This is a genomic window from Deinococcus soli (ex Cha et al. 2016), assembly GCF_001007995.1.
GTDB lineage: Bacteria > Deinococcota > Deinococci > Deinococcales > Deinococcaceae > Deinococcus > Deinococcus soli.
This window is the reverse complement of sequence record NZ_CP011389.1, coordinates 2,147,271-2,165,772: the sequence shown is the minus strand read 5'-3', so window position 1 is coordinate 2,165,772 and position 18,502 is coordinate 2,147,271. Positions and strand designations below refer to the sequence as shown.

The following is an 18,502-nucleotide window of genomic DNA, read 5'->3' as shown; positions in this document are numbered from 1 at the left end:
ATCCGTATTCCGCGCACCGCTGGCTGGTGCTTTACTTGCTGATGCCGGCGCGCACGGCCAGCTGCTGCGCGGCGGCGGCGGCCCCGGCGCTGTTGCGGCTGGCGACGTACTGGTCGATGATTGCGCCGAAGGCGCTCATGAAGCTTTCGGGGGCGACGGCGCCGTGCACGAGGCTGCCGACGATCTTGTTGCTCTTCCAGTCGGCGGCGGCACTCCTGCTGTAGGTGTTGTACTTGCTCAGGTCGCTGTCGGTACGCGCGGCGATGGAGCCCTTGAGGGGGTTGAAGGCGTCCTGACCGGCCTTGCTGCCCAGGACTTTCAGCCAGTTCAGGGCCTCGGTGCGGTCCTTGGCGCCCTTGGGCAGACCGAAGGAGTCGGCGAGCATCACGAAGGTCTTGGTGGTGCCGGGGGCGGGCGCCCAGCCGAAGCCGGTGTTCGGGGCGAGTTTCTTGGTGGTGGTGAAGTACCCGGCGGCCCAGTCACCCATGACGTTGAACGCGCTGGTCCCGTCGATGATGCGGTCGCTGGCCTGCTGCCAGCTGAGGCCGCTGGCGTCCTTGTTGGCGCAGTCCATGACCTTGCCGAAGGTGGTGAAGCCCGCGACGACCTTGGGGTCCGTGAACTTCAGTTTCCCGGCCCACAGGTTCTCCCAGTTGGCAGCGCCCAGGGTGCCGATCATGACGCTCTCCCAGAGGTGCTGCTGGGTCCAGTTCTCACCGACGACCAGCGGCGCGGCGACGCCCTTGGCTTTCAGGGTGGAGCAGGTCTTGAGGAACTCGGGCCAGGTCTTGGGCGCGGTGACGCCCCAGGCCTTGAGTTTGGCGGGGTTGTACCACATGACGTTGCTGCGGTGCACGTTCACGGGCACGCTCCAGGGCTTGCCGTTCGTGCTGATCAGCTTGACGAGGTCCTTGGGGAAGACCTTGTCCCAGCCCTCGCTCTTGAAGAGGCTGCTGAGGTCCTCCATGCGCCCGGCGACGACCCAGGTGCCGATGAGTTCCTGACCGGCGTGCGCCTGGAAGGAGTCGGGGGGCGTGCCGCCCAGCATGCGGGTCTTCAGGACAGCCTTGGCGTTCGTGCCGGCGCCGCCGGAGACGGTGGCGTTGTCCACGGTCACGGCAGGGTACTTCTGCTTGTACAGCTTGATCAGGGCTTCCAGGGCGGGACCCTCGTCACCGGACCACCAGGAGAAGATCTCCAGTTTGCCAGCGGCAGAGGCGCTGGTGGTGACGGCGAGGGCGGCGGCGAGCAGCAGTGCTTTTTTCATGGTGTTCCTCCGTGAGAAACGGGTGCGTTCAGGGTGGGGGTCGGCCGGGGGGCCGGGGGTGGGGCGCGGCTGCCCGCGAGGTCACGGGCGTTCTGGTTCATGCGGGCGATGCCGTACAGGTGCGGCAGGCCCCGTGGGGTGAACAGCGAATCGAGCATCATGGCTCCGGCGCCCATCACGCCGGCGTCCTGACCCAGGGTGCCCAGGTCGATGCGGGTGCGGTCGGCGTTGATGCGCATGGTGCGGCTCTGCGCGCTGACGCGGATGGCGCGCAGCAGCACGTCCCCCGCCTGCGCCAGCCGCCCGCCGATGATCACGGCGGCCGGGTTGAAGAGGTTCAGGGTGGTGCTGATCGCCACGCCCAGATGGTGCCCGGCTTCCTCCCACACGGCGCGGGCCAGGGGGTCGTGCGCGGCGTGCGTGAGCAGGTCCTCGATGGTGATGGGGTCGGGCAGGTCCGAGGGGTGGCCCTGGAGGCGCAGGCTGCGGGCGTGGTTCTCGATGACCTGCGCGGCGGCGTAGCTTTCCAGACTGCCGGGGTTCCCGCTGCGGCCCACCGGGCCCTGCTCGTTGATGCTGATGTGCCCGATCTCGCCGGCCCCGCCGCGCGTGCCGCGGTGCAGGCGCCCGCCGAGCAGCACGCCCGCGCCGATGCCGGTGGCGACTTTCACGTAGATGAGGTCCTGGATGCCGCGGTGCGCGCCGAAGCGGGCCTCGGCCAGGGCGCCCAGGTTGGCGTCATTGTCCACGAGCACTTCAAGGTTCAGGGCGTCCTGCAGGGCCGCGCGGACGTTCTCGCCGTCCCAGCCGGGCATGTTGGGGGGCTGCACGACGCGGCCCGTGTCGTGGTCGACGGGTCCGGGGACGCCCACGCCGACCAGCGCGACCTGCGCGGCGTTCAGCTGCGCGTCGGCGAGCACCTGCCGGGTCAGGTCTTTCAGCAGGGCGTAGGTGGGCTGCGGGCCGCGTGAGATGTCGTGCGGCACGGTGCGGCTGGCCAGGGGGCGGCACTGGAGGTCCAGGGCGTCTACGCGGGCGTGGCTGGCGCCCAGGTCGATAGCGAGCAGGGCGGCGGCGCGGGTGTTGAGGTTCAGCATGGTGGCGCGCCGCCCCACTCCGCCGGTGCCGCGCGTGCCGACCTCCTGCACCAGCCCGACGCTGATCAGTTCCGTGACGATGGAGCTGATCGCGCTGCGTGACAGGCCCAGTTCACGGGCGATGTCCACGCGGGCCAGGTCCCGGTCCCACAGCAGACCGAGCAGCAGCAGGGTGTGCCGCGCGCGGATGGCCGCGAGGTCCAGGGTGTCCGGGCTGTGGGTGTCGGCGTGCAGCATGGGGGTCCTCTGTGACCGGGGTGGGTCAGCATGGGTCGGGGCGCAGGGGAGCGTCAGCCGGCGGGTCCGGCTGCTGGGCTTGGTGGGGCTTGTGTACGGGTATGCTGCGCCTGGATAATTTTGTTTGTCAAACGAACGAATTAATGGAAGCGCTTCCCGACGCCCTTTTCTGGACAACCGATCTAGATTGACGTCAAACGAACCGGCCGGAGCAGCAGCCCCGGCCGGTTCACCCGCACCCATTCGTTCAGCCGGCGGTCGCTTCCACCGCGTCCTCTGCCCCGGCCCCCGCGCCCTCCGGACGCAGCAGCGGGAACAGCAGCACGTCCCGGATAGAATCCCGGTCGGTCATCAGCATCGCCAGACGGTCCATGCCCATGCCCATCCCGGCGGTGGGCGGCATGCCGTACTCCAGCGCCAGCAGGAAGTCCTCGTCCTGCTCGTGCGCCTCGTCATCCCCGGCGTCCCGGCGGGCCGTCTGCGCCTCGAAGCGCTCCCGCTGATCCAGCGCGTCGTTCAACTCCGAGTAGATCGGCGCCAGCTCGAAACCCGCCACGTACAGGTCGGCGCGCTCGGCCAGCCCTTCGCGGTCACGGTGCACCTTCACCAGCGGACTGATCGCCAGCGGCATATCCGTCAGGAAGGTCGGGTTCTGCAGCAGCGGCTCGACGTACTCGCCACCCAGCTTGTCCAGCAGCTTGTAGTCCGGGGTCTTGCGGTGTTCGGGGTGGTGCACGTCACTCCACTCGCGCAACTTCACGAGATCCAGTGGGTCGAAGTCCAGGCCCGCCTGCTCCTTCAGGGCCGTCACGAAATCGAGTCGCCGGAACGGCAGCGAGAAGTCCAGTTCGCGGCCCTGGTACGTCAGTTTCGGCTCGCCCTTGAGTTCCACGACCAGATCGTGCAGCAGCGTCTCCACGAGCACCATCATGTCGTTGTAGTCGCCGTACGCGAAGTACGCTTCCAGCATCGTGAATTCCGGGTTGTGCGTCCGGTCAATGCCCTCGTTGCGGTAGTTGCGGCCGATCTCGTACACCCGCTCGAAGCCGCCCACCAGCAGCCGCTTGAGGTACAGCTCCAGGCTGATGCGCATGCTGAACTCGTGCCCCAGCGCGTTGTGGAACGTCTTGAACGGCTTGGCCTCGGTGCCGCCAGGGACGACCTGCAACGTGGGGCCCTCGACCTCCATGAAGTCACGGCTGTCGAGGAAGTTCCGGATGAAGCGCAGCATCCGCGAGCGCGTGCGGTACACCTCGCGGCTCTCGGGGTTGATCATCAGGTCCACGTAGCGGCGCCGCGCGCGGAGTTCCTCGTCCTGCAGGCCGTGGAACTTGCTGGGCAGCGGGTGCAGGCTCTTGACCAGCGGCTGCCAGGACGTCACGCGCAGCGTCAGCTGCCCGGTCTTCGTGACGAACGGGAAGCCCCGCACGCCGATGATGTCGCCCAGGTCGATCTTCTTCGTGGGGTCGAAGTGCTCGGTGTCCTGCTTGGAGAAGTGCAGCTGGATCTTGCCGTGCTCGTCACTCAGGTCCGCGAAGGCTGCCTTGCCCATGTGGCGCATCAGGGTCACGCGCCCGGCCAGCGCGAACGAGGCCTCGGGCCACTCCTGCCCGGCCTCCCATTTCGGCACGCCGTCCTCGCCCACGGCGCCTGCGGGGTAGGCGGCCAGGACGTCACGGGCGTGATGCGTGCGCGGGTACGTGTAGGGGTGGGCCTCGAAACCTGCGGCCACCTGCGCGTCCAGGTTGTTCAGGCGGCTGACGGTCTGCTCGTGCAGACCTTCGCGGCGGTTGGGGGAACCATCAGACATAACCGCCAGTATAGGCCGCGCCCCACACGCCGGGCAGACCGCACGTCCAGTTCACGGCCCGCTCCAAAACAGGTCGGGAGGCAGACCGCACACTGCGACCTGCCTCCCCTGTTCAAGATTCCGGAAGCGAAGTGGTCAGCCCGGAACCCGCCTCTCTCCTGCTCGCTCCGCTCGTTTCAGGTGGGCTGATGGCGGCCCTCAACATACCTGAACACCACGGTCAGTACTCGATGCTCTTGACCTTGTACTTCATCTGCTTGCCGTTGTCGAGGTTCACCACGAAGGTCTCCCCTTTTTTGCGGCCCATCAGTTCCTTGCCGACCGGGCTGTCCTCGCTGACGCGGGGCAGGCTGCCGCCGGTGACGGTCGCCTCGGCGGCGCTGACGACCTGCACCTTCATGTCCTTCTTGGTGGTCTCGTTGGCGAGCACGACGATCGCGCCGAGTTCCACGCGGCCCTCGTTCTCGTGATCCTCGATGACGGTCGCGCGGGCCAGGGTGTCCTCGAGTTCCTCGATGCGCGCCTCGATGTTCATCTTCTCGCGCTTGGCATCTTCCAGCCCGGTGTCCTCGGTGTCCGAGTTGGTTTCCATCTGCTCCTGCAGGATGCGGGTCGCTTCCGCGAGGCGGTTCATCTCCTGATCCAGCGTCTTCTGGAGCCGTTCGAACCCGTCCCGCGTGAGCTTCACCTGTCTGGTCGCCTGTGCCACTCTAGAGCCTCCGTTGCGCCGCCGGGCCGAACCCGGCGAGGACTTGAATCGTGGGTTGCTGAGAATTCGCCGCGCATTCTGCCACACGCCCCCCACCCTGACAACGAGGTTTGCTAGAACCCCCCCTCACACGCCCCCGGCAGCCGGGTAATCTTCAGGCCGCCGCGCGCGCGCCACGCCGTGCCAGCGCCGTAAACAGCAGCATCAGCGCCGCGAGGACCGCGAGCGTCACGGGCACCGCCCCCGCCCCGAAGCGCGCGAACGCCTGCCCCAGCAGCCACGGCGAGAGCACCCCGCCCAGCGAGCCGGCCACCAGCAGCAGCGGCACCAGCCGCGCGCTGAGCACCTGCGACAGCCACGCTAGGGTCGTGCCGAACACCGGGGCCAGGGCCAGCCCGGACAGGATCACGGCCAGCGGCGCCAGCGCAGGCACCCGCATGGCCAGCGCCAGCGCCACCAGCGCCGCGCCGCAGCTCAGCACCACGCGCGGCGCGCCCACCCGGCCCGCGAACACGCCGGTCAGGACGCGCCCCACCGTCAGCGCCGCCCAGAAGGCACTCAGGGTCAGGGCCGCGCCGGGCAGTCCCAGTTCCGTCAGGTACCGTGACGCCCACGCGCCGTACCCGGCCTCCAGGCCCACGTAACACACGATCAGCGCCGCGAACAGCGCCGCCTGCACCACCGGCCGCGCCGGGGCGGGGGCGTCCGCCGCGCGCGCCGGCGCGTGGATGCCCGGCACGCCCCACACGCGCCCCACCGCGAACGTCACCGCGCACAGGGCCGCGACCGTCAGGAACGGCCCGGCCAGTCCGCCCGGCGTGCCGTCCGCGCGGCCCAGGCCCACCACCAGCAGCGGGGCGAGCATGCTGCCCACCCCGAACACCGCGTTCACGAGGTTCACGGCGCGCGCTCCCACGCTCGCGTACGCGGCGTTCAGGCAGGCGCTCACGCCGCCCAGCCCGAAGCCGCCCAGGAACGCCGACGCGACCGCCAGCGGCCACGCGGGCGCGAACACCACGCCCGTCACGCCCAGCGCCAGCAGCAGCAGACTCCAGGACACCCCGGCCCGCACGCTCACGCGGCGCAGCAGCAGCCCCATCAGCGGCGGCGCGACCGCCGACCCCAGGAAGTGCGCGCTGGCGATCACGCCCACCGACGCGGTACTCACGCCGAAGCGCGCCTGGAACAGCCCGAACGCCGGGCCGTACATCGCCTGGATCAGGCCCAGCGTGAAGAACGCCGCCACACCCACCGCCAGCAGCGTCCACGAGAGCGGCGGCGGAGCGGCGGGGCGGGCAGTCGTCACGCCGGGACGCTATCACCCCGCCGGGCCACCGGGGGCCGCCCCTGTCCACCCGCGTCCCTGGCCACACAGACCAGACCCGGCAGGCGGGACGATCAGCGGGGCATCGTGGACACGCCGAACCGCCAGCGGTTGGCGGTGGGCGCCGCGTCGTGCCACTCGTAGCCCACGCTGCCGCCCAGCAGCACCGGCAGGCCCACGTTCAGCAGCAGGTCGCCGTCCGTGGTCGTCACGCGGTTCGTCCAGTCGCGGGAGGTGCGGCTGCGCAGCGCGCCCACCCCGAACCCCTCCTGTCCCGGCACGCGGTAGGTGAGGGTCGCGGCGCTGGACTCGTAACGGCCCAGACCGAAGTCCGGGATGGCGACCTCGCCGACCGTGAACCGCTCGAAGTGCGAGGCGTCCAGCGTGAGGCCCTGCGCGAGCGGGGCGTTCAGGGCCAGGGTCACGTCCAGGCTGCCCTGCGCCTTGCCCTGCACCGGGAAGGCGTACATGCGGGCGGTGGAGTACACGGCGGTGTTGACCCTGTCGAACGTCCTGCCGTACGCGGCGCTGACCTCGGACTGGGTGTAGGGCGCGGTGACGCCGCCCTGCTGGGCCACGCCGACGTTGTTCAGGAAGCGCACCTTGCCGCCGTCCACCTGCGTGGCGTACCCGACGCTGAATCGGCTGTGCGAGGCGCCGCCCTGCACCACGCCGCTCCACTGCAGGCCACTGGCGGGGGCGCTGGTCAGTTCGGCCCTGGGCACGTTGTAGAACACCCCCGCGGCGGCGTACAGGCTGCCCAGCTGCGCGCTGAGGCCGTAATCGGTGTACGTGGGGGCCTTCACGAGCGTGAGGCGCAGATCGGCCTTGAGGGGCAGGGGCAGGAAGCGCACGCCAAAGCCCTCGGTGTTGCTGGCCACCAGCTGCGTACTGCCGAAGCGGCCGAAGTAATCGGCGGGCAGCTGGACGCCGCCAGCGGGAGCGTTCTGGGCGGAAGCGAGGCCAGTCAGGGCGAGGCCAGCCGCGGTGAGCGTGGCCGTCAGAAGGGCAGGAGCAGGAAATCGCACCTGCCCATCCTGACGGTGAACCCTGAGGGTCGTCAAAGGCCGCCTCATGAGGGCGCCGGGTCAGCGGCGGATGTTCACGATGGTCACGCCGTGCCCGCCCTGGTTGGGCTCGGCGTCGTGGAAGGACTCGACCTTCTTGTCGTTCTTCAGGTACTCGCGCAGCAGGCGCCGCAGGACGCCCTGGCCCTTGCCGTGCACGACGCGCAGCGGGGTCTCCTTCAGCGCGTGCGCTTCGAGGATGGCGGTGCGGAGTTCCTCGACGGCCTCCTCGACGCCCATGCCGCGCAGCTGGAGTTCCTTGAGGGACGCGGTGGGGGCCGTGCCGGTGAAGCGCGGGCCGCGCGTCTTGGGCGCCTGCGGCTTGGGTTCCTGCTTGAGGCGCACGTCGCGGCGCTTCACGCCGACCTTCATGACGCCCAGCTGCACGACCAGATCGTCGCCACGCAGTTCCAGGACCTGCCCGCTGGCGTTGTACGCGGGGACGTCCACGCTGCTGCCCACCCGGATGGGGTCGCCACGGTCCTCGCGCGGGGCGGGGGCGGGGCGGGTCTTCTGCGCGGCGACGCGCAGCTCGCGCAGTTCCTGCATGACGCGCGGACGGGCGCTGTCCTCCTGCGCGCGGGCCCGCAGCGTGCGGACGCGCTCGACGGCGTCGGCGTACAGCGACTCGGCCTTCTGGCTGGCCTCGGCGAGCATCTCGTTGCGGCGGGCCTCCAGGGTTTCGCGCTCGGCGCGGACGCGGCCCAGTTCGGCCTCGGCGTCGCGCCGGGCGGCCGCCGTGGCGTCCAGCTGGGCGCGCAGGTCGGCCCGTTCGCGTTCCAGGCCCTCCAGCATGCGTTCCATCAGGCCCGCGTCGGGACCCAGGAGGTCCTCGGCGCGGCCCAGCACGTCCGCCGGGAGGCCCATGCGCTGCGCGATGGCCAGCGCGAACGACCGCCCCGGCTGCCCCACCTGCAGGGCGTACGTGGGGGCCAGGGTGTCCACGTCGAAGCCCATGCTGGCGTTCTTCAGCCCCGGCGTTTCCAGCGCGAACAGCTTCAGGGGCGAGAGGTGCGAGGTGATCACGCCCCGGGCGTCCTGCGTGAGGAGGCACTCGATCAGCGCCTGGGCGAGCGCGGCGCCCTCGTTCGGGTCGGTGCCGCTGCCCAGCTCGTCCACGAGGACCAGCGTGTCCGGCGCGGCGTGGCGCAGCACGTAGCGCAGGTGCTTGAGGTGAGACGCGAAGGTGGACAGGCTCGCCTCAATGCTCTGCTCGTCCCCGATGTCCACCAGCACGTCGCGCACGACCGGCAGCCGCGCACTGGCCGCCGCGACGTACATCCCGCACTGGTGCATCAGCACTGCGAGGCCCAGCGTCTTGATGGTGGCGGTCTTGCCGCCCATGTTCGGACCGGTGATCAGCAGCAGTTTCGTCTCACCCAGCGCGAGGTCGTTCGCGACCGGGTTCTCGATCAGCGGGTGGCGCACCTCACGCAGGTCGTACGAGCCGCCTTCCACCTGCTCGGGGCGGTTCAGGCGCCAGTCGCGGGCCAGCCGCGCCTTCGCGGCGATCAGGTCCAGCTCGCCGATCACGGCCAGCGTCATGGGCACCGCCGCGTCGGAGGCGAGCAGGCCCGACAGTTCCGTCAGGATGCGCCGGACCTCGGCCTCCTCGTCGAGGATCAGGCGGGTCAGTTCGTTGTTCAGCTGCGTGACCGCCGCCGGTTCCACGAAGTACGTCTGCCCGGTCGCGGACGCGTCCACGATGATGCCCTGCACCTGCCCCACCCGGCTGGCCTGCACCGGCAGCACGTAGCGGTCGCGGCGGATCGTGACGATGTGCTCCTGCAGCACGTCCGCCCACTTGTCCAGCGTCGCCGCCAGCCGCTCACGGATGCGCCCCCGCAGCGGCTCGATGCGCTTGCGCAGATCCCGCAGGCGCGGACTGGCGTCGTCGCGCACGCCCCCGTCACGGTCCAGGGCGGACAGGACCCGCCGCACCAGTTCACTGTGATCCCCCAGGTCCACCGCGAGTTCCCGCAGCGGTCCGCGTGAATTCGCGTTGATGGCGCGCTTCACGGTCATCGCGCCGTCCAGCGAGTACGCCGCGTTCAGCAGTTCCTGCCCGGCCAGCACGCGGCCCTCGCCCGCGCGGGCATGCAGGTCACGGATGTCCTGAATGCCGCCCAGGCTGAGGCTCACGCCGAACAGCGCGTCCTCGACCTCGTCCAGTTCCCGCGCGATCCGCCTCGCGTCATCCGACGGGCGCAGGGCCCGCGCACGCTCGGCGCCCAGCGTCGTGGCACTCCGCTCCGCCAGGGCAGACAGGACGCGGGGAAAATCAAGGGCGGACAGGGCGCGGGCATCGAAGGACATCTCATACGGAGCATAGCGGCCCCCGCATGGAATGACCGTGCGCCGAGTGGCTTAGAAAGCCTTATCCCAATTCCCGCCGCACCTGTGCCCCATGTCCGTCCCCTACCCTGCACACATGAAACTCGCCGAGGCCCTGATCACCCGCGCCGACCTCCAGAAACGCGCCGCGCAGCTCGAGGAACGCCTCGTGAAGAACCTCCTCGTGCAGGAGGGCGAGGCGCCCGCCGAGGACCCCCAGGCGCTGCTGCGCGAGTTCATGGAGGTCACCGCGCAGCTGGAGGCCCTCCTGCCACGCATCCACCGCGCGAACCTCGGCGCCACGCTGCCCGGCGGGGAGACCATCACGGACGCCCTGACCCGCCGCGACCTGCTCGACCTTCGCCTGAAGGTCCTGCGCCGTGCCGCCGCCACCGCGAGCGAACGCCCCACCCGCTACAGCAACAGCGAGGTCCGCATCCTCTCCGCGCTGCCCGCCCGCGACCTGCAGGCGCAGGTGGATACCCTGGCCAAGGCGCGGCGCGAACTGGACACGCAGCTACAACAGGCCAACTGGTTGACGGACCTGCCCGGGTAGGCCCACACTGCCGCTCGGGGACGGCCGCGCGGGCGGAGACCTACCCTGCAGCGGGGAACACGCTGCACCCCTGAAGACGCCGGGGCGGCGTCCCCGGATCCACCCGGGCCGCACCACGCACGCCCAGCACCCTGCACCCCTCACCCGGCACCGCGCACCCCTCACGACCACGGCCTCGACGCCGGTCCGCCCCCACCCCCGCCCTCCGCACCCCGGAGCGGCGGGGGCCTTCTGCTGCCGGCACGCCCGCACGGGAACCCGGCCGCGCCGGGCGCGTACCTGGGGGCATTCACCAGGAGGTATCCATGCCCCAGCGACCCGCGCCCACGCCCGTCCGCATCCGCCTGCCCCGCCCGCTCGGGGCGCTGCTGGGCCGCCTGATCGCCGCGCGCACCGTCCAGCCGGGTGCGGTCGTGCCGCCGCCCGCCGCGCTGAACGTCACGCGCCGCACGCTGCTGTCCTTCAAGACCGAGGCCTGCGTGGCGTGCGACACGCTGGACGTATTTCTGGGTCAGCTGGCGCACGCGCACGGGCTGGACCTGCGCGTGATCGACGCGCGGCGCGGCGACCTGCCCCCCCACGCCTACGGGGACGCGCTGCACCTCGACGCCGACGGCAGCCTGCGCCGCCCGTACCGCGTGCACGCCTTCCCCACCCTGATCCTGACCGGCCCGGACGGACACATCGAGGCGGTCGTGACCAGCGTGCCCGAACAGGACGCGCAGGCCAGCGTCACGCGGGGTCTGGGACTGGCCTGAGGGGCGGCCGGTTCAGGTCCCGGCGCTCTCCCCCTCACCGTGTGCGTCCCGGAGTTTGCGCCAGCGGTCGGCGACGCGGGCTTCCCAGCCTTCGCCGGTGGGGGCGTAGAGTTCGAGCTGCACGCCGTTGGGGATGTAGTTCTGGGCGAATGAGCCTTCGGGATCGTCGAAGTAGTACGCGTAGCCCTTGCCGTAGCCCTGCTGGCGCATGAGGGCGGTGGGGGCGTTGCGCAGGTGCAGCGGGATGGGCAGGCTCTCACCCTCGCGGACGGCGTTCAGGGCGTTCTTCCAGGCGACGTACACGCTGTTGCTCTTGGGGGCCAGCGCGAGGTACACGACCGCCTGCGCCAGGGCGAGGTCGCCTTCGGGACTGCCGAGGAATTCGACGGTGTCGCGCGCGGCTACGGCCAGCCGGAGGGCCTGTGGGTCGGCGAGGCCGATGTCCTCGGCGGCCATGCGGACCACGCGCCGCGCGACGTACAGGGGGTCGGCGCCGCCCTCGACCATGCGGGCCAGCCAGTACAGCGCGCCGTCCACGTGGCTGCCGCGCACGCTCTTGTGCAGCGCGCTGATGAGGTTGTAGAAGTCCTCGCCGTTCTTGTCCATCTGCGGCAGGTGCCGCCCGAACGCCTCGGTGATCGCGTCTGGCGTGACGGGGTTACTCAGGGTGCTGGCGACTTCCAGGGTGCTCAGGGCGCGGCGGGCGTCCCCTTCGGCGAGCCGGGCCAGGAGGTCCAGCGCTTCCGGCTCGGCGGTCACGCCGCTCAGGCCGCGCGGGTCGGTGAGGGCACGTTCTAGCAGGCCGCGCACATCCTCAGGCGTGAGGGCCTCCAGCACCAGCGTGCGGGCGCGGGAGCGCAGGGCGGGGTTCACCTCGAAGCTGGGGTTCTCGGTGGTCGCGCCGATCAGGGTGAGCAGGCCGCTCTCGACGTGCGGGAGCAGCGCGTCCTGCTGCGCCTTGTTGAAACGGTGGATCTCGTCGAGGAAGAGGATGGTCTTCTGCCCGCGCCCGCGCAGGCGCTCGGCTTCCGTGACGGCCTCCCGGACGTCCTTCACGCCCGCCGTGACCGCCGAGAGCGGGATGAAGTGCGCGCCGACCTCCCCGGCCAGCAGCCGCGCCAGGGTGGTCTTGCCTACGCCGGGCGGTCCCCACAGGATCAGGCTGCCCAGCCGCCCGGACTGCAACACGCGCGTGAGCGGTCTGCCGGGGCCGAGCAGGTGCGTCTGCCCCACGACCTCCGCGACCGTGCGGGGCCGCAGGCGTTCGGCGAGGGGAGCGGGCGGGTCGAACAGCGTCACGCGCGCAGGATAAGGGCGGGGCGCCGGGGTGAATGGGAGGCAGGGCGCGGTGCCGGGGAGGCACAATGACCGCATGGACGACACGCTGCGCCACCAGATCGACCTCGCCGCCTTCCCCGCCGACGTGCAGGTCACGCACGTTCCCGGTCCCGGCGTCGTGCTGCGCGCCACGCAGGGAGGGCGCGGCCTGGAACTTCAGGTGACACCCGACGCCCAGCGTATCTACGGCGAGGGTCCCGCCCTGTCCGCCGCCCTCGCCCAGCTGAAACAGGCCGCCGCGCAGGGCCTCCCCGAAGCGCACCCGGACGGCAGCTTCGAGCGGCTGGTGTTCATCGGGGACTGAGGACTCCGGCGCCGCGCACACCCCTCAGTCGGCGGCGCCGACAGCTCCCCTCGAGGGGAGCCAGGGATCAGGCTGCGTCAGTGGGAGCCTCGTCCAGGCCGCGCAACGCCCAGCGTAGGCCCAGGGCCGTGAAGACGCCGATGGCTGCCAGGGTGACCCACGGCAGCGCCGGGAAGCCCAGCTGCGCGCCCGTGTCCACCAGCGCGCCGCCCAGGACGCTGCCCACCGCGCCGCCCACGCCCAGGCTGATGGCGGAAAAGCCGAAGTAACTGCCGATCAGGGCGGGCGGCGCGAAGCGGGCGGTCAGGGTCTGCTGGGTGGGGTACACGGTCATGGTGCCCAGCGAGTACAGCGCCACGCACGCCAGCAGCGCCGGGAAGGTGGTCGCGACGCTCATCAGGCCCAGGCTCAGGCCCACCAGAGCCACCGCCACCACCAGCGCCGTGCGGGTCGGCAGGTAGCGTTCCACGGCGCGCAGCAGCGGGTACTGGAGCACCACGGCCATCCCGGCGGACAGGCCGTACAGCGGGCCGGTCGCGCCGGTCCCGGCCAGCGCGATGGCCTTCAGGGTGACCGCCACGTTGATCTGCGTGCTCAGGATGAAGTACCCGATCAGGACCAGCGTGAAGCGCCGGAAGCGCGTATCGAGCGCCGCCACCCGCAGCCCGTCCAGGCTGCGGCCCGCGCCTCGCTGGGGGCGCAGGTGCGGGAGCGTCACCGCCAGCACCAGCGCCGCTAAGAGGTACACGCTGGCCGCCGCCAGCGCCGCCGACCGGAACCCCAGGCCCAGCAGCGCCGCGCCGATCAGCGGGCCGGTCACCATTCCCGCGTTCCCGGACAGGCTGGTCAGGCTGAACATCCGCGTACGGTGCTCCTCACGCGTGACCTGCGTGATGGCCGCACTCTTGGGCGCATCGAACAGCCCGCCGCCCACCCCGGCCAGCACCGCCGCCGCGAGCAGCACGCCCAGCGAGTCCGCGAAGCCCATCCACGCGAAGCCCGCCGTGCGCAGCAGGCACCCCGCCAGGATCAGCGGTTTCGGCCCCAGCCGGTCCGACCACGCCCCGCCGAACACCGTCAGGCCCTGCTGCGTCAGCTGCCGCAGGCCCAGCACCAGCCCCACGCTCGCGGCGCTCCAGCCCAGCCCGCCGCCCGCCGTAGGCCCGCTGAAGTGCACGGTGACCAGCGGGATCACCGCGAAGAACCCGCCCCACATCAGGAAGTTCGACGCGATCAATCCCGCCTGCGCCGCCGACACCCGGAACGGCGCGGGCTCCGGCGCGGGCGGCGGCGCAGACGGGATCACGGACACGGGCGCACTCACGCCGCGCAGGCTACACCCGCCCTGCGCGCACCGGGGGTACGCTGTCCCGCATGAGCAGCCTCTCTCCTCTGGGCCCCGGTGTGCATTTTCTGCCGGGTGCGGTGAATTCGCTGGTGCTGGAGGACGGGCGGGGCGGGGCGCTGCTGGTGGATACCGGGCTGGACGACGGGCACGCCCGGAAACTGCTGCGCGGCCTGACCGAGCTGAACCTGACGCCGACTGGGATCCTGAACACGCACAGTCACGCGGACCATCACGGGGGGAACGCGTTCATTCTGAAACGGTTCCCGGAGCTGAAGGTGTTCGCGCCGCCGCTGGAGGACGCGATCATCACGCACCCGATCCTCGAACCCATCGGGCTGTTCGGGGCGCGCCCGCCGCGGGAGTTGCAGTCGAAGTTCCTGCTGGCGCCGCCCAGTCCGGCGCGGCTGGCGCCGGAGCCGGGTGTAGCGCGGATCGGCGGGGTGAGCCTGGAGTTGATCGAGGTGGCGGGGCACGCGAGCCTGATGTACGCGGTGCGGGTGGGCGGCGTGCTGTACGCGGCAGACGCGCTGTTCGGGCCGGAGGCACTGGCGAAGCATCCGCTGGTGTTCTGCCAGGATTCGGCGCTTCAGAAGGAGGCGGCGGCTCGGCTGAGTGCGCTGGAGGGCGTGGAGGTGACCCTGCCGGGGCACGGTGACCCGGCGAAGGATCTGCCGGGGCTGGTTGCCGCGAACCTGTCGGCGCTGGAGCGCGTGACGGACGCGGTGCGCGCGGCGGTGCACTTGGGCGAGGCAGGCGTGGATGACCTGCTGGCCCGCGTGTGCGACGGGCTGGGCGTGACCATGTCGAACGCGGGCGCGGTGGTGCTGAACCGCGCGGTGGTGAGCGCCCACCTGACCGAACTGCTCGAACGGGGCGAGGTCGGGCTGCGGGTGACAGGGAACCGGCTGGTGTTCTTCCCGGAAGCGTAAAGGTTTCCCGTATGGGCGGGCGTGGGGGCGCGGGGGTACGGTGACCGCATGACCAAGAAGAGCAAGGCCGCCCCGAAGAAAGCCGACACCAAGGCCACGAGTGACGGCAAGGCCCCGACCGGCAAGGCCAGCGGCGCGGCGAAGGCCGACGCGGCGCACCTGAGCACCACGAACAACGCGCTCGTGGACCACGCCTACCTCTCCGAAGCCGAGTTCGGGACGGTCGCGGAGACGCTGCAGCGCAACCTCGCCACGACGATCAGCCTGTACCTGAAGTTCAAGAAGTACCACTGGGACATCCGTGGCCGCTTCTTCCGCGACCTGCACCTCGCGTACGACGAGTTCATCGAGGAGATCTTCCCCGGCATCGACGAGCAGGCCGAGCGTCTGGTCGCGCTGGGCGGCAGCCCCATCGCCGCGCCCAGCGACATCGAACGCTTCAGCACCGTGAAGGTCCCCACCGAGACCGTCCGTGACGCGCGCACGCAGGTGGCGGATCTGGTGGCAGACCTGACCCGCGTCGGCAAGGGCTTCCGGGACGACAGTCAGACGGTGGACGACGCGAACGACCCCGCGACCGCCGACATGTACAACGGGTACGCGGCGACCATCGACAAGATCCGCTGGATGCTCCAGGCGATCATGGACGACGACCGGATGAACTGACGCCTGCCCGTCAGGGCCGAGCGAAGCGAGAGAGGCGCGAGGCCGCCGGGCCGTCCCGGTGGCCTTTTCGTCCTCAGGAGGACCGGTGCCAAAGTTCGATTACTCCCTGAATTACGCGGAACTGGACCTGCGGGCGCATCCGGAGCTGTACCGGGTGGGCGTGGGGGAGCAGGGCGTGCTGCTGGTGCAGCCGTACAAGTCCGAAATCCTGCCGCACTGGCGGTTTGCGACGCCGGAGGTGGCCCGCGAGAGCAGCGAAGCGATCTACGGGATGTTCCTGGCCTATCTGGGGGCGGGGGATTTCGTGGGGGCGGACATGGCCCGGAAGTTCCTGCAGATGGGGTTCACGCGCGCGCGGCGGTACGCGAATCACCGGGGCGGGAAGAAGTACGAGGGGCCGGTCCCGGAGGGCAAGAAGGGCCAGAGTGGCGCGCATGGCCGCGCCGAGCGGCCCCGTGATCCGGAGGACCCGGTGAAGGCCGAGTCCGCCCGGATCTTCAAGGCGAAGTGGGAGGCGGCGGAGGCGAACGTGGAGTACGCCCGCCTGAAGCGGGCGCACAAGGCGCGCTTCGGGTAGCGCGCGTCCGGTCGCACAGTCCAGCGGCAGCGTTCAGCGGGTGCCGGGCAGGTCGGCAGGCGTGTTCACGTTGCGCAGCAGGGCCGGGTCCAGGCCGGGCACGTGGCGGACCTGCCCGGCCAGAACGGCGAAGCGCAGGCGGCGTTCGCCCATGTCGAGCAGGTCGGTGACGTGGGCGCGCAGGCTGGTGTGGTACAGCGCGGCGAGCGGCTGGGGGCGCCTCAACCCGTCGAGGGCCTGCACGCCGAGCACGCCGGGCGCGCGGGCAGCGAGCAGCGTATCCCAGTAGTCGCGGGTCAGGCAGGGCAGGTCCACGCCGGTGAAGGCCACCCAGCCGTCCGGCGCAGCGTGCAGCGCGGCCTCCAGGGCGGCCAGGGGGCCCTCGCCGGGGCGGGTGTCGGGCGTGACGCGCCAGCCGGGCATCTGGTACCGGCCCTCGGGCGCGATGATCAGGCGCGTGGCGGCGTGGTCCAGCGGCGTGCAGGCGCGGTCCAGCAGCGTGCGGCCCTGCCAGGTCACGAGGGCCTTGTCGCTCCCGAAGCGGCTGGAGCGGCCCCCGGCGGTGACGACGCCGGTCACGTCGGCCCAGGGCTCCCGGGTCATTCGCGCGGACCGCTCTGGCGTTCGAGGAGGCGCAGCGCCCACGCGACCAGCCGTGGGCCGGGGCGGCCGTAGGGGGGGTACAAGAAGCGCACGGGGCTGCGGGCAGGTTCGGTCAGGACGGCGCGTTCGTGGCTGAAGGCGCGGAAGCCGTGCTCGCCGTGGTAGCTGCCCATGCCGCTGGGGCCGACGCCGCCGAAGGGCAGGTGCGGGTTGCTGAGGTGCACGACGGTGCCGTTCACGACCATGCCGCCGCTGGTCGTCTCGCGCTGCACGCGGCGGGTCACGGCGTCGTCACCGCTGAACAGGTACAGCGCAAGGGGAGCGTCCAGGCGGCGGATGAGGTTCAGCGCGTCGTCCAGCGAGCGGTACGTGACGACCGGGAGGACCGGGCCGAACAGTTCCTCCTGCATCAGGGGCATGTCGGGCGTGACGTCCGCCACGACGGTCGGTGAGATGAAGCGCTCGGCGGGGCTGAACTCGCCGCCCAGCACGATCCGGGCGCCCATCTGCACGCTCTGGCGGGTCAGGTTGTGCAGCCGCTCGACGCTGGTGGCGTCCACCATGCGGCCGTAGTCGGGTCCGGCGCGCAGCCACGCGCGGTCGCCGTAGCGACGGGCGATGACCTCGTCCAGGCGCAGGATCAGCGCGTCGCGCTGCGCCTCGGGCACCAGGGCGTAGTCGGGGGCGACGCAGGTCTGCCCGGCGTTGAGCAGTTTGCCCCACGCGAGCCGTTCGGCGGTCAGGTTCAGGTCGGCGCTGCGGTCGATCAGGGCGGGGCTCTTGCCGCCCAGTTCCAGCGTGACGCTGGTCAGGTTGGCGCTCGCGGCGCGCATGACGTGCTTGCCGACGGCGGTGCTGCCCGTGAAGAAGATGTGGTCGAAGGGCAGTTCGGTCAGGAAGCGGGCGGCGTCCGCGTCGCCCTCCACGACGGCCACGAGCGCCGGGTCGAAGGTGGCCTCCAGCAGCTCGCGCAGCGCGCGGGCCACGTTGGGGGCCTTCTCGCTGGGTTTCAGGATGACGGTGTTCCCCGCCGCGAGGCTCGCGATCAGCGGCGCCAGGGCGAGGTTCACGGGGTAGTTCCAGGGGCTGAGGACCAGCGTGACGCCGCGCGCCTGCGGCTGGATCTCGCTGCGTGCGCCCGCCAGCACGACCGGGGTGTCCACGCGCCGGGCGGCCATCCAGCGCGGCAGGCGGCGGATGGCGTGCTGGATCTCCTCCAGGACGGGGTGCAGTTCGGTGACCTCGGCCTCGGCGCGGCTCTTACCCAGGTCGGCGCGCAGGGCGTCGGCCAGGGGCACGCGGCGGCCCCTGACCGCGTCGTGCAGGCGGCGCAGGATCGCCTGCCGCTGGGCCGGGGTGCTCTGCGCGGCCGTCCAGCGGTGCGCACGCTGACGCTCGAACAGCGCCTGGAGGTCGGTGGGGAGCGGCTGGGTCTGCGTCATGGTCGCACCTCGTGAACTGGGAACGGGCCGGAAACCGGGAGGGATTGAACCCAGTATAAGTCTGCACCGCGCCTTCAGCCGCCCTTCAGCGACCCGTCACAAAGGGAGCGTCCTGACACTCTGCGCCACGTGATCA

At 71.2% G+C, this 18,502-nt stretch carries 17 protein-coding genes; 6 read left to right on the top strand and 11 right to left on the bottom strand.

The window, feature by feature from the left end; translation table 11 throughout:
* Window positions 1–31: 31 nt before the first annotated feature.
* From SY84_RS10695 to SY84_RS10665, 7 genes are all read right to left on the bottom strand, one after another.
* Window positions 32–1,267, bottom strand: a complete 1,236-nt coding sequence (locus SY84_RS10695; protein WP_046843995.1) for an ABC transporter substrate-binding protein — start codon at window positions 1,265–1,267, stop codon at window positions 32–34.
* Complete coding sequence (locus SY84_RS10690) at window positions 1,264–2,601, bottom strand: ROK family protein (protein WP_046843994.1); 1,338 nt, start codon at window positions 2,599–2,601, stop codon at window positions 1,264–1,266. Before SY84_RS10690 ends, SY84_RS10695 begins: the two co-directional genes overlap by 4 nt.
* 247 nt (window positions 2,602–2,848) lie before the next feature.
* Window positions 2,849–4,411, bottom strand: a complete 1,563-nt coding sequence (lysS, locus tag SY84_RS10685; protein WP_046843993.1) for a lysine--tRNA ligase — start codon at window positions 4,409–4,411, stop codon at window positions 2,849–2,851.
* 220 nt (window positions 4,412–4,631) lie between these two features.
* Window positions 4,632–5,120 (bottom strand): GreA/GreB family elongation factor, encoded by a 489-nt coding sequence (locus SY84_RS10680; RefSeq protein WP_046843992.1) that lies wholly within the window; start codon window positions 5,118–5,120, stop codon window positions 4,632–4,634.
* A 154-nt stretch (window positions 5,121–5,274) separates the two neighbouring features.
* Window positions 5,275–6,426, bottom strand: coding sequence for an MFS transporter (locus SY84_RS10675; protein WP_046843991.1), 1,152 nt, complete (start codon window positions 6,424–6,426; stop codon window positions 5,275–5,277).
* 92 nt (window positions 6,427–6,518) lie between these two features.
* On the bottom strand, window positions 6,519–7,472 hold the full coding sequence (locus tag SY84_RS10670; RefSeq protein ID WP_052751122.1) for a hypothetical protein: 954 nt from the start codon (window positions 7,470–7,472) through the stop codon (window positions 6,519–6,521).
* Between the two features lie 60 nt (window positions 7,473–7,532).
* Window positions 7,533–9,827, bottom strand: coding sequence for an endonuclease MutS2 (locus SY84_RS10665; protein ID WP_046843990.1), 2,295 nt, complete (start codon window positions 9,825–9,827; stop codon window positions 7,533–7,535).
* 115 nt (window positions 9,828–9,942) lie between these two features.
* Here SY84_RS10665 and SY84_RS10660 point away from each other — a divergent pair, with 115 nt between their 5' ends.
* Window positions 9,943–10,401, top strand: a complete 459-nt coding sequence (locus SY84_RS10660) for a DIP1984 family protein (RefSeq protein ID WP_046843989.1) — start codon at window positions 9,943–9,945, stop codon at window positions 10,399–10,401.
* Window positions 10,402–10,706: 305 nt separating this feature from the next.
* Entirely contained in the window at window positions 10,707–11,159 is a 453-nt protein-coding gene (locus SY84_RS10655) for a hypothetical protein (protein ID WP_046843988.1), read from the top strand.
* Window positions 11,160–11,171: 12 nt separating this feature from the next.
* Here SY84_RS10655 and SY84_RS10650 read toward each other — a convergent pair whose 3' ends face one another.
* Window positions 11,172–12,458: a replication-associated recombination protein A gene (locus tag SY84_RS10650; RefSeq protein ID WP_046843987.1), complete on the bottom strand. Its 1,287-nt coding sequence runs from the start codon at window positions 12,456–12,458 to the stop codon at window positions 11,172–11,174.
* 73 nt (window positions 12,459–12,531) lie between these two features.
* Between SY84_RS10650 and SY84_RS10645 the strand changes: the two genes are divergently transcribed.
* A complete protein-coding gene (locus SY84_RS10645) occupies window positions 12,532–12,801 on the top strand; it encodes a hypothetical protein (RefSeq protein ID WP_046843986.1) in 270 nt (89 codons plus the stop codon).
* Window positions 12,802–12,868: 67 nt separating this feature from the next.
* On the opposite strand, the gene SY84_RS10640 is transcribed toward SY84_RS10645, so the two are convergent.
* A complete protein-coding gene (locus SY84_RS10640; protein WP_081424696.1) occupies window positions 12,869–14,017 on the bottom strand; it encodes an MFS transporter in 1,149 nt (382 codons plus the stop codon).
* A 158-nt stretch (window positions 14,018–14,175) separates the two neighbouring features.
* Between SY84_RS10640 and SY84_RS10635 the strand changes: the two genes are divergently transcribed.
* The 3 genes from SY84_RS10635 to SY84_RS10625 all read left to right on the top strand — a co-directional run bounded on the left by SY84_RS10635 (window position 14,176) and on the right by SY84_RS10625 (window position 16,321).
* Window positions 14,176–15,078 (top strand): MBL fold metallo-hydrolase, encoded by a 903-nt coding sequence (locus SY84_RS10635; protein WP_046843985.1) that lies wholly within the window; start codon window positions 14,176–14,178, stop codon window positions 15,076–15,078.
* Between the two features lie 48 nt (window positions 15,079–15,126).
* Window positions 15,127–15,744: a Dps family protein gene (locus SY84_RS10630; RefSeq protein WP_046843984.1), complete on the top strand. Its 618-nt coding sequence runs from the start codon at window positions 15,127–15,129 to the stop codon at window positions 15,742–15,744.
* A gap of 85 nt (window positions 15,745–15,829) precedes the next feature.
* Entirely contained in the window at window positions 15,830–16,321 is a 492-nt protein-coding gene (locus tag SY84_RS10625; RefSeq protein WP_046843983.1) for a DUF4385 domain-containing protein, read from the top strand.
* 33 nt (window positions 16,322–16,354) lie between these two features.
* Here SY84_RS10625 and mobA read toward each other — a convergent pair whose 3' ends face one another.
* Window positions 16,355–16,924: a molybdenum cofactor guanylyltransferase gene (mobA, locus tag SY84_RS10620; protein WP_046843982.1), complete on the bottom strand. Its 570-nt coding sequence runs from the start codon at window positions 16,922–16,924 to the stop codon at window positions 16,355–16,357.
* Window positions 16,921–18,366 carry an aldehyde dehydrogenase family protein gene (locus SY84_RS10615; RefSeq protein WP_046843981.1) on the bottom strand — a complete coding sequence of 482 codons (1,446 nt, stop codon included), beginning with the start codon at window positions 18,364–18,366 and terminating at the stop codon, window positions 16,921–16,923. Before SY84_RS10615 ends, mobA begins: the two co-directional genes overlap by 4 nt.
* Window positions 18,367–18,502 lie beyond the last annotated feature (136 nt).

Bases quoted from the DNA above. Each gene is read 5' to 3' on its own strand.
- SY84_RS10635 (WP_046843985.1), top strand. From the start codon at position 14,176: ATGAGCAGCCTCTCTCCTCTGGGCCCCGGTGTGCATTTTCTGCCGGGT.
- SY84_RS10690 (WP_046843994.1), bottom strand. From the start codon at position 2,601: ATGCTGCACGCCGACACCCACAGCCCGGACACCCTGGACCTCGCGGCC.
- SY84_RS10665 (WP_046843990.1), bottom strand. From the start codon at position 9,827: ATGTCCTTCGATGCCCGCGCCCTGTCCGCCCTTGATTTTCCCCGCGTC.
- SY84_RS10630 (WP_046843984.1), top strand. From the start codon at position 15,127: ATGACCAAGAAGAGCAAGGCCGCCCCGAAGAAAGCCGACACCAAGGCC.
- SY84_RS10640 (WP_081424696.1), bottom strand. From the start codon at position 14,017: ATGTGGGGCGGGTTCTTCGCGGTGATCCCGCTGGTCACCGTGCACTTC.
- SY84_RS10660 (WP_046843989.1), top strand. From the start codon at position 9,943: ATGAAACTCGCCGAGGCCCTGATCACCCGCGCCGACCTCCAGAAACGC.
- SY84_RS10615 (WP_046843981.1), bottom strand. From the start codon at position 18,366: ATGACGCAGACCCAGCCGCTCCCCACCGACCTCCAGGCGCTGTTCGAG.
- SY84_RS10645 (WP_046843986.1), top strand. From the start codon at position 12,532: ATGGACGACACGCTGCGCCACCAGATCGACCTCGCCGCCTTCCCCGCC.
- SY84_RS10695 (WP_046843995.1), bottom strand. From the start codon at position 1,267: ATGAAAAAAGCACTGCTGCTCGCCGCCGCCCTCGCCGTCACCACCAGC.
- mobA (WP_046843982.1), bottom strand. From the start codon at position 16,924: ATGACCCGGGAGCCCTGGGCCGACGTGACCGGCGTCGTCACCGCCGGG.
- SY84_RS10655 (WP_046843988.1), top strand. From the start codon at position 10,707: ATGCCCCAGCGACCCGCGCCCACGCCCGTCCGCATCCGCCTGCCCCGC.
- lysS (WP_046843993.1), bottom strand. From the start codon at position 4,411: ATGTCTGATGGTTCCCCCAACCGCCGCGAAGGTCTGCACGAGCAGACC.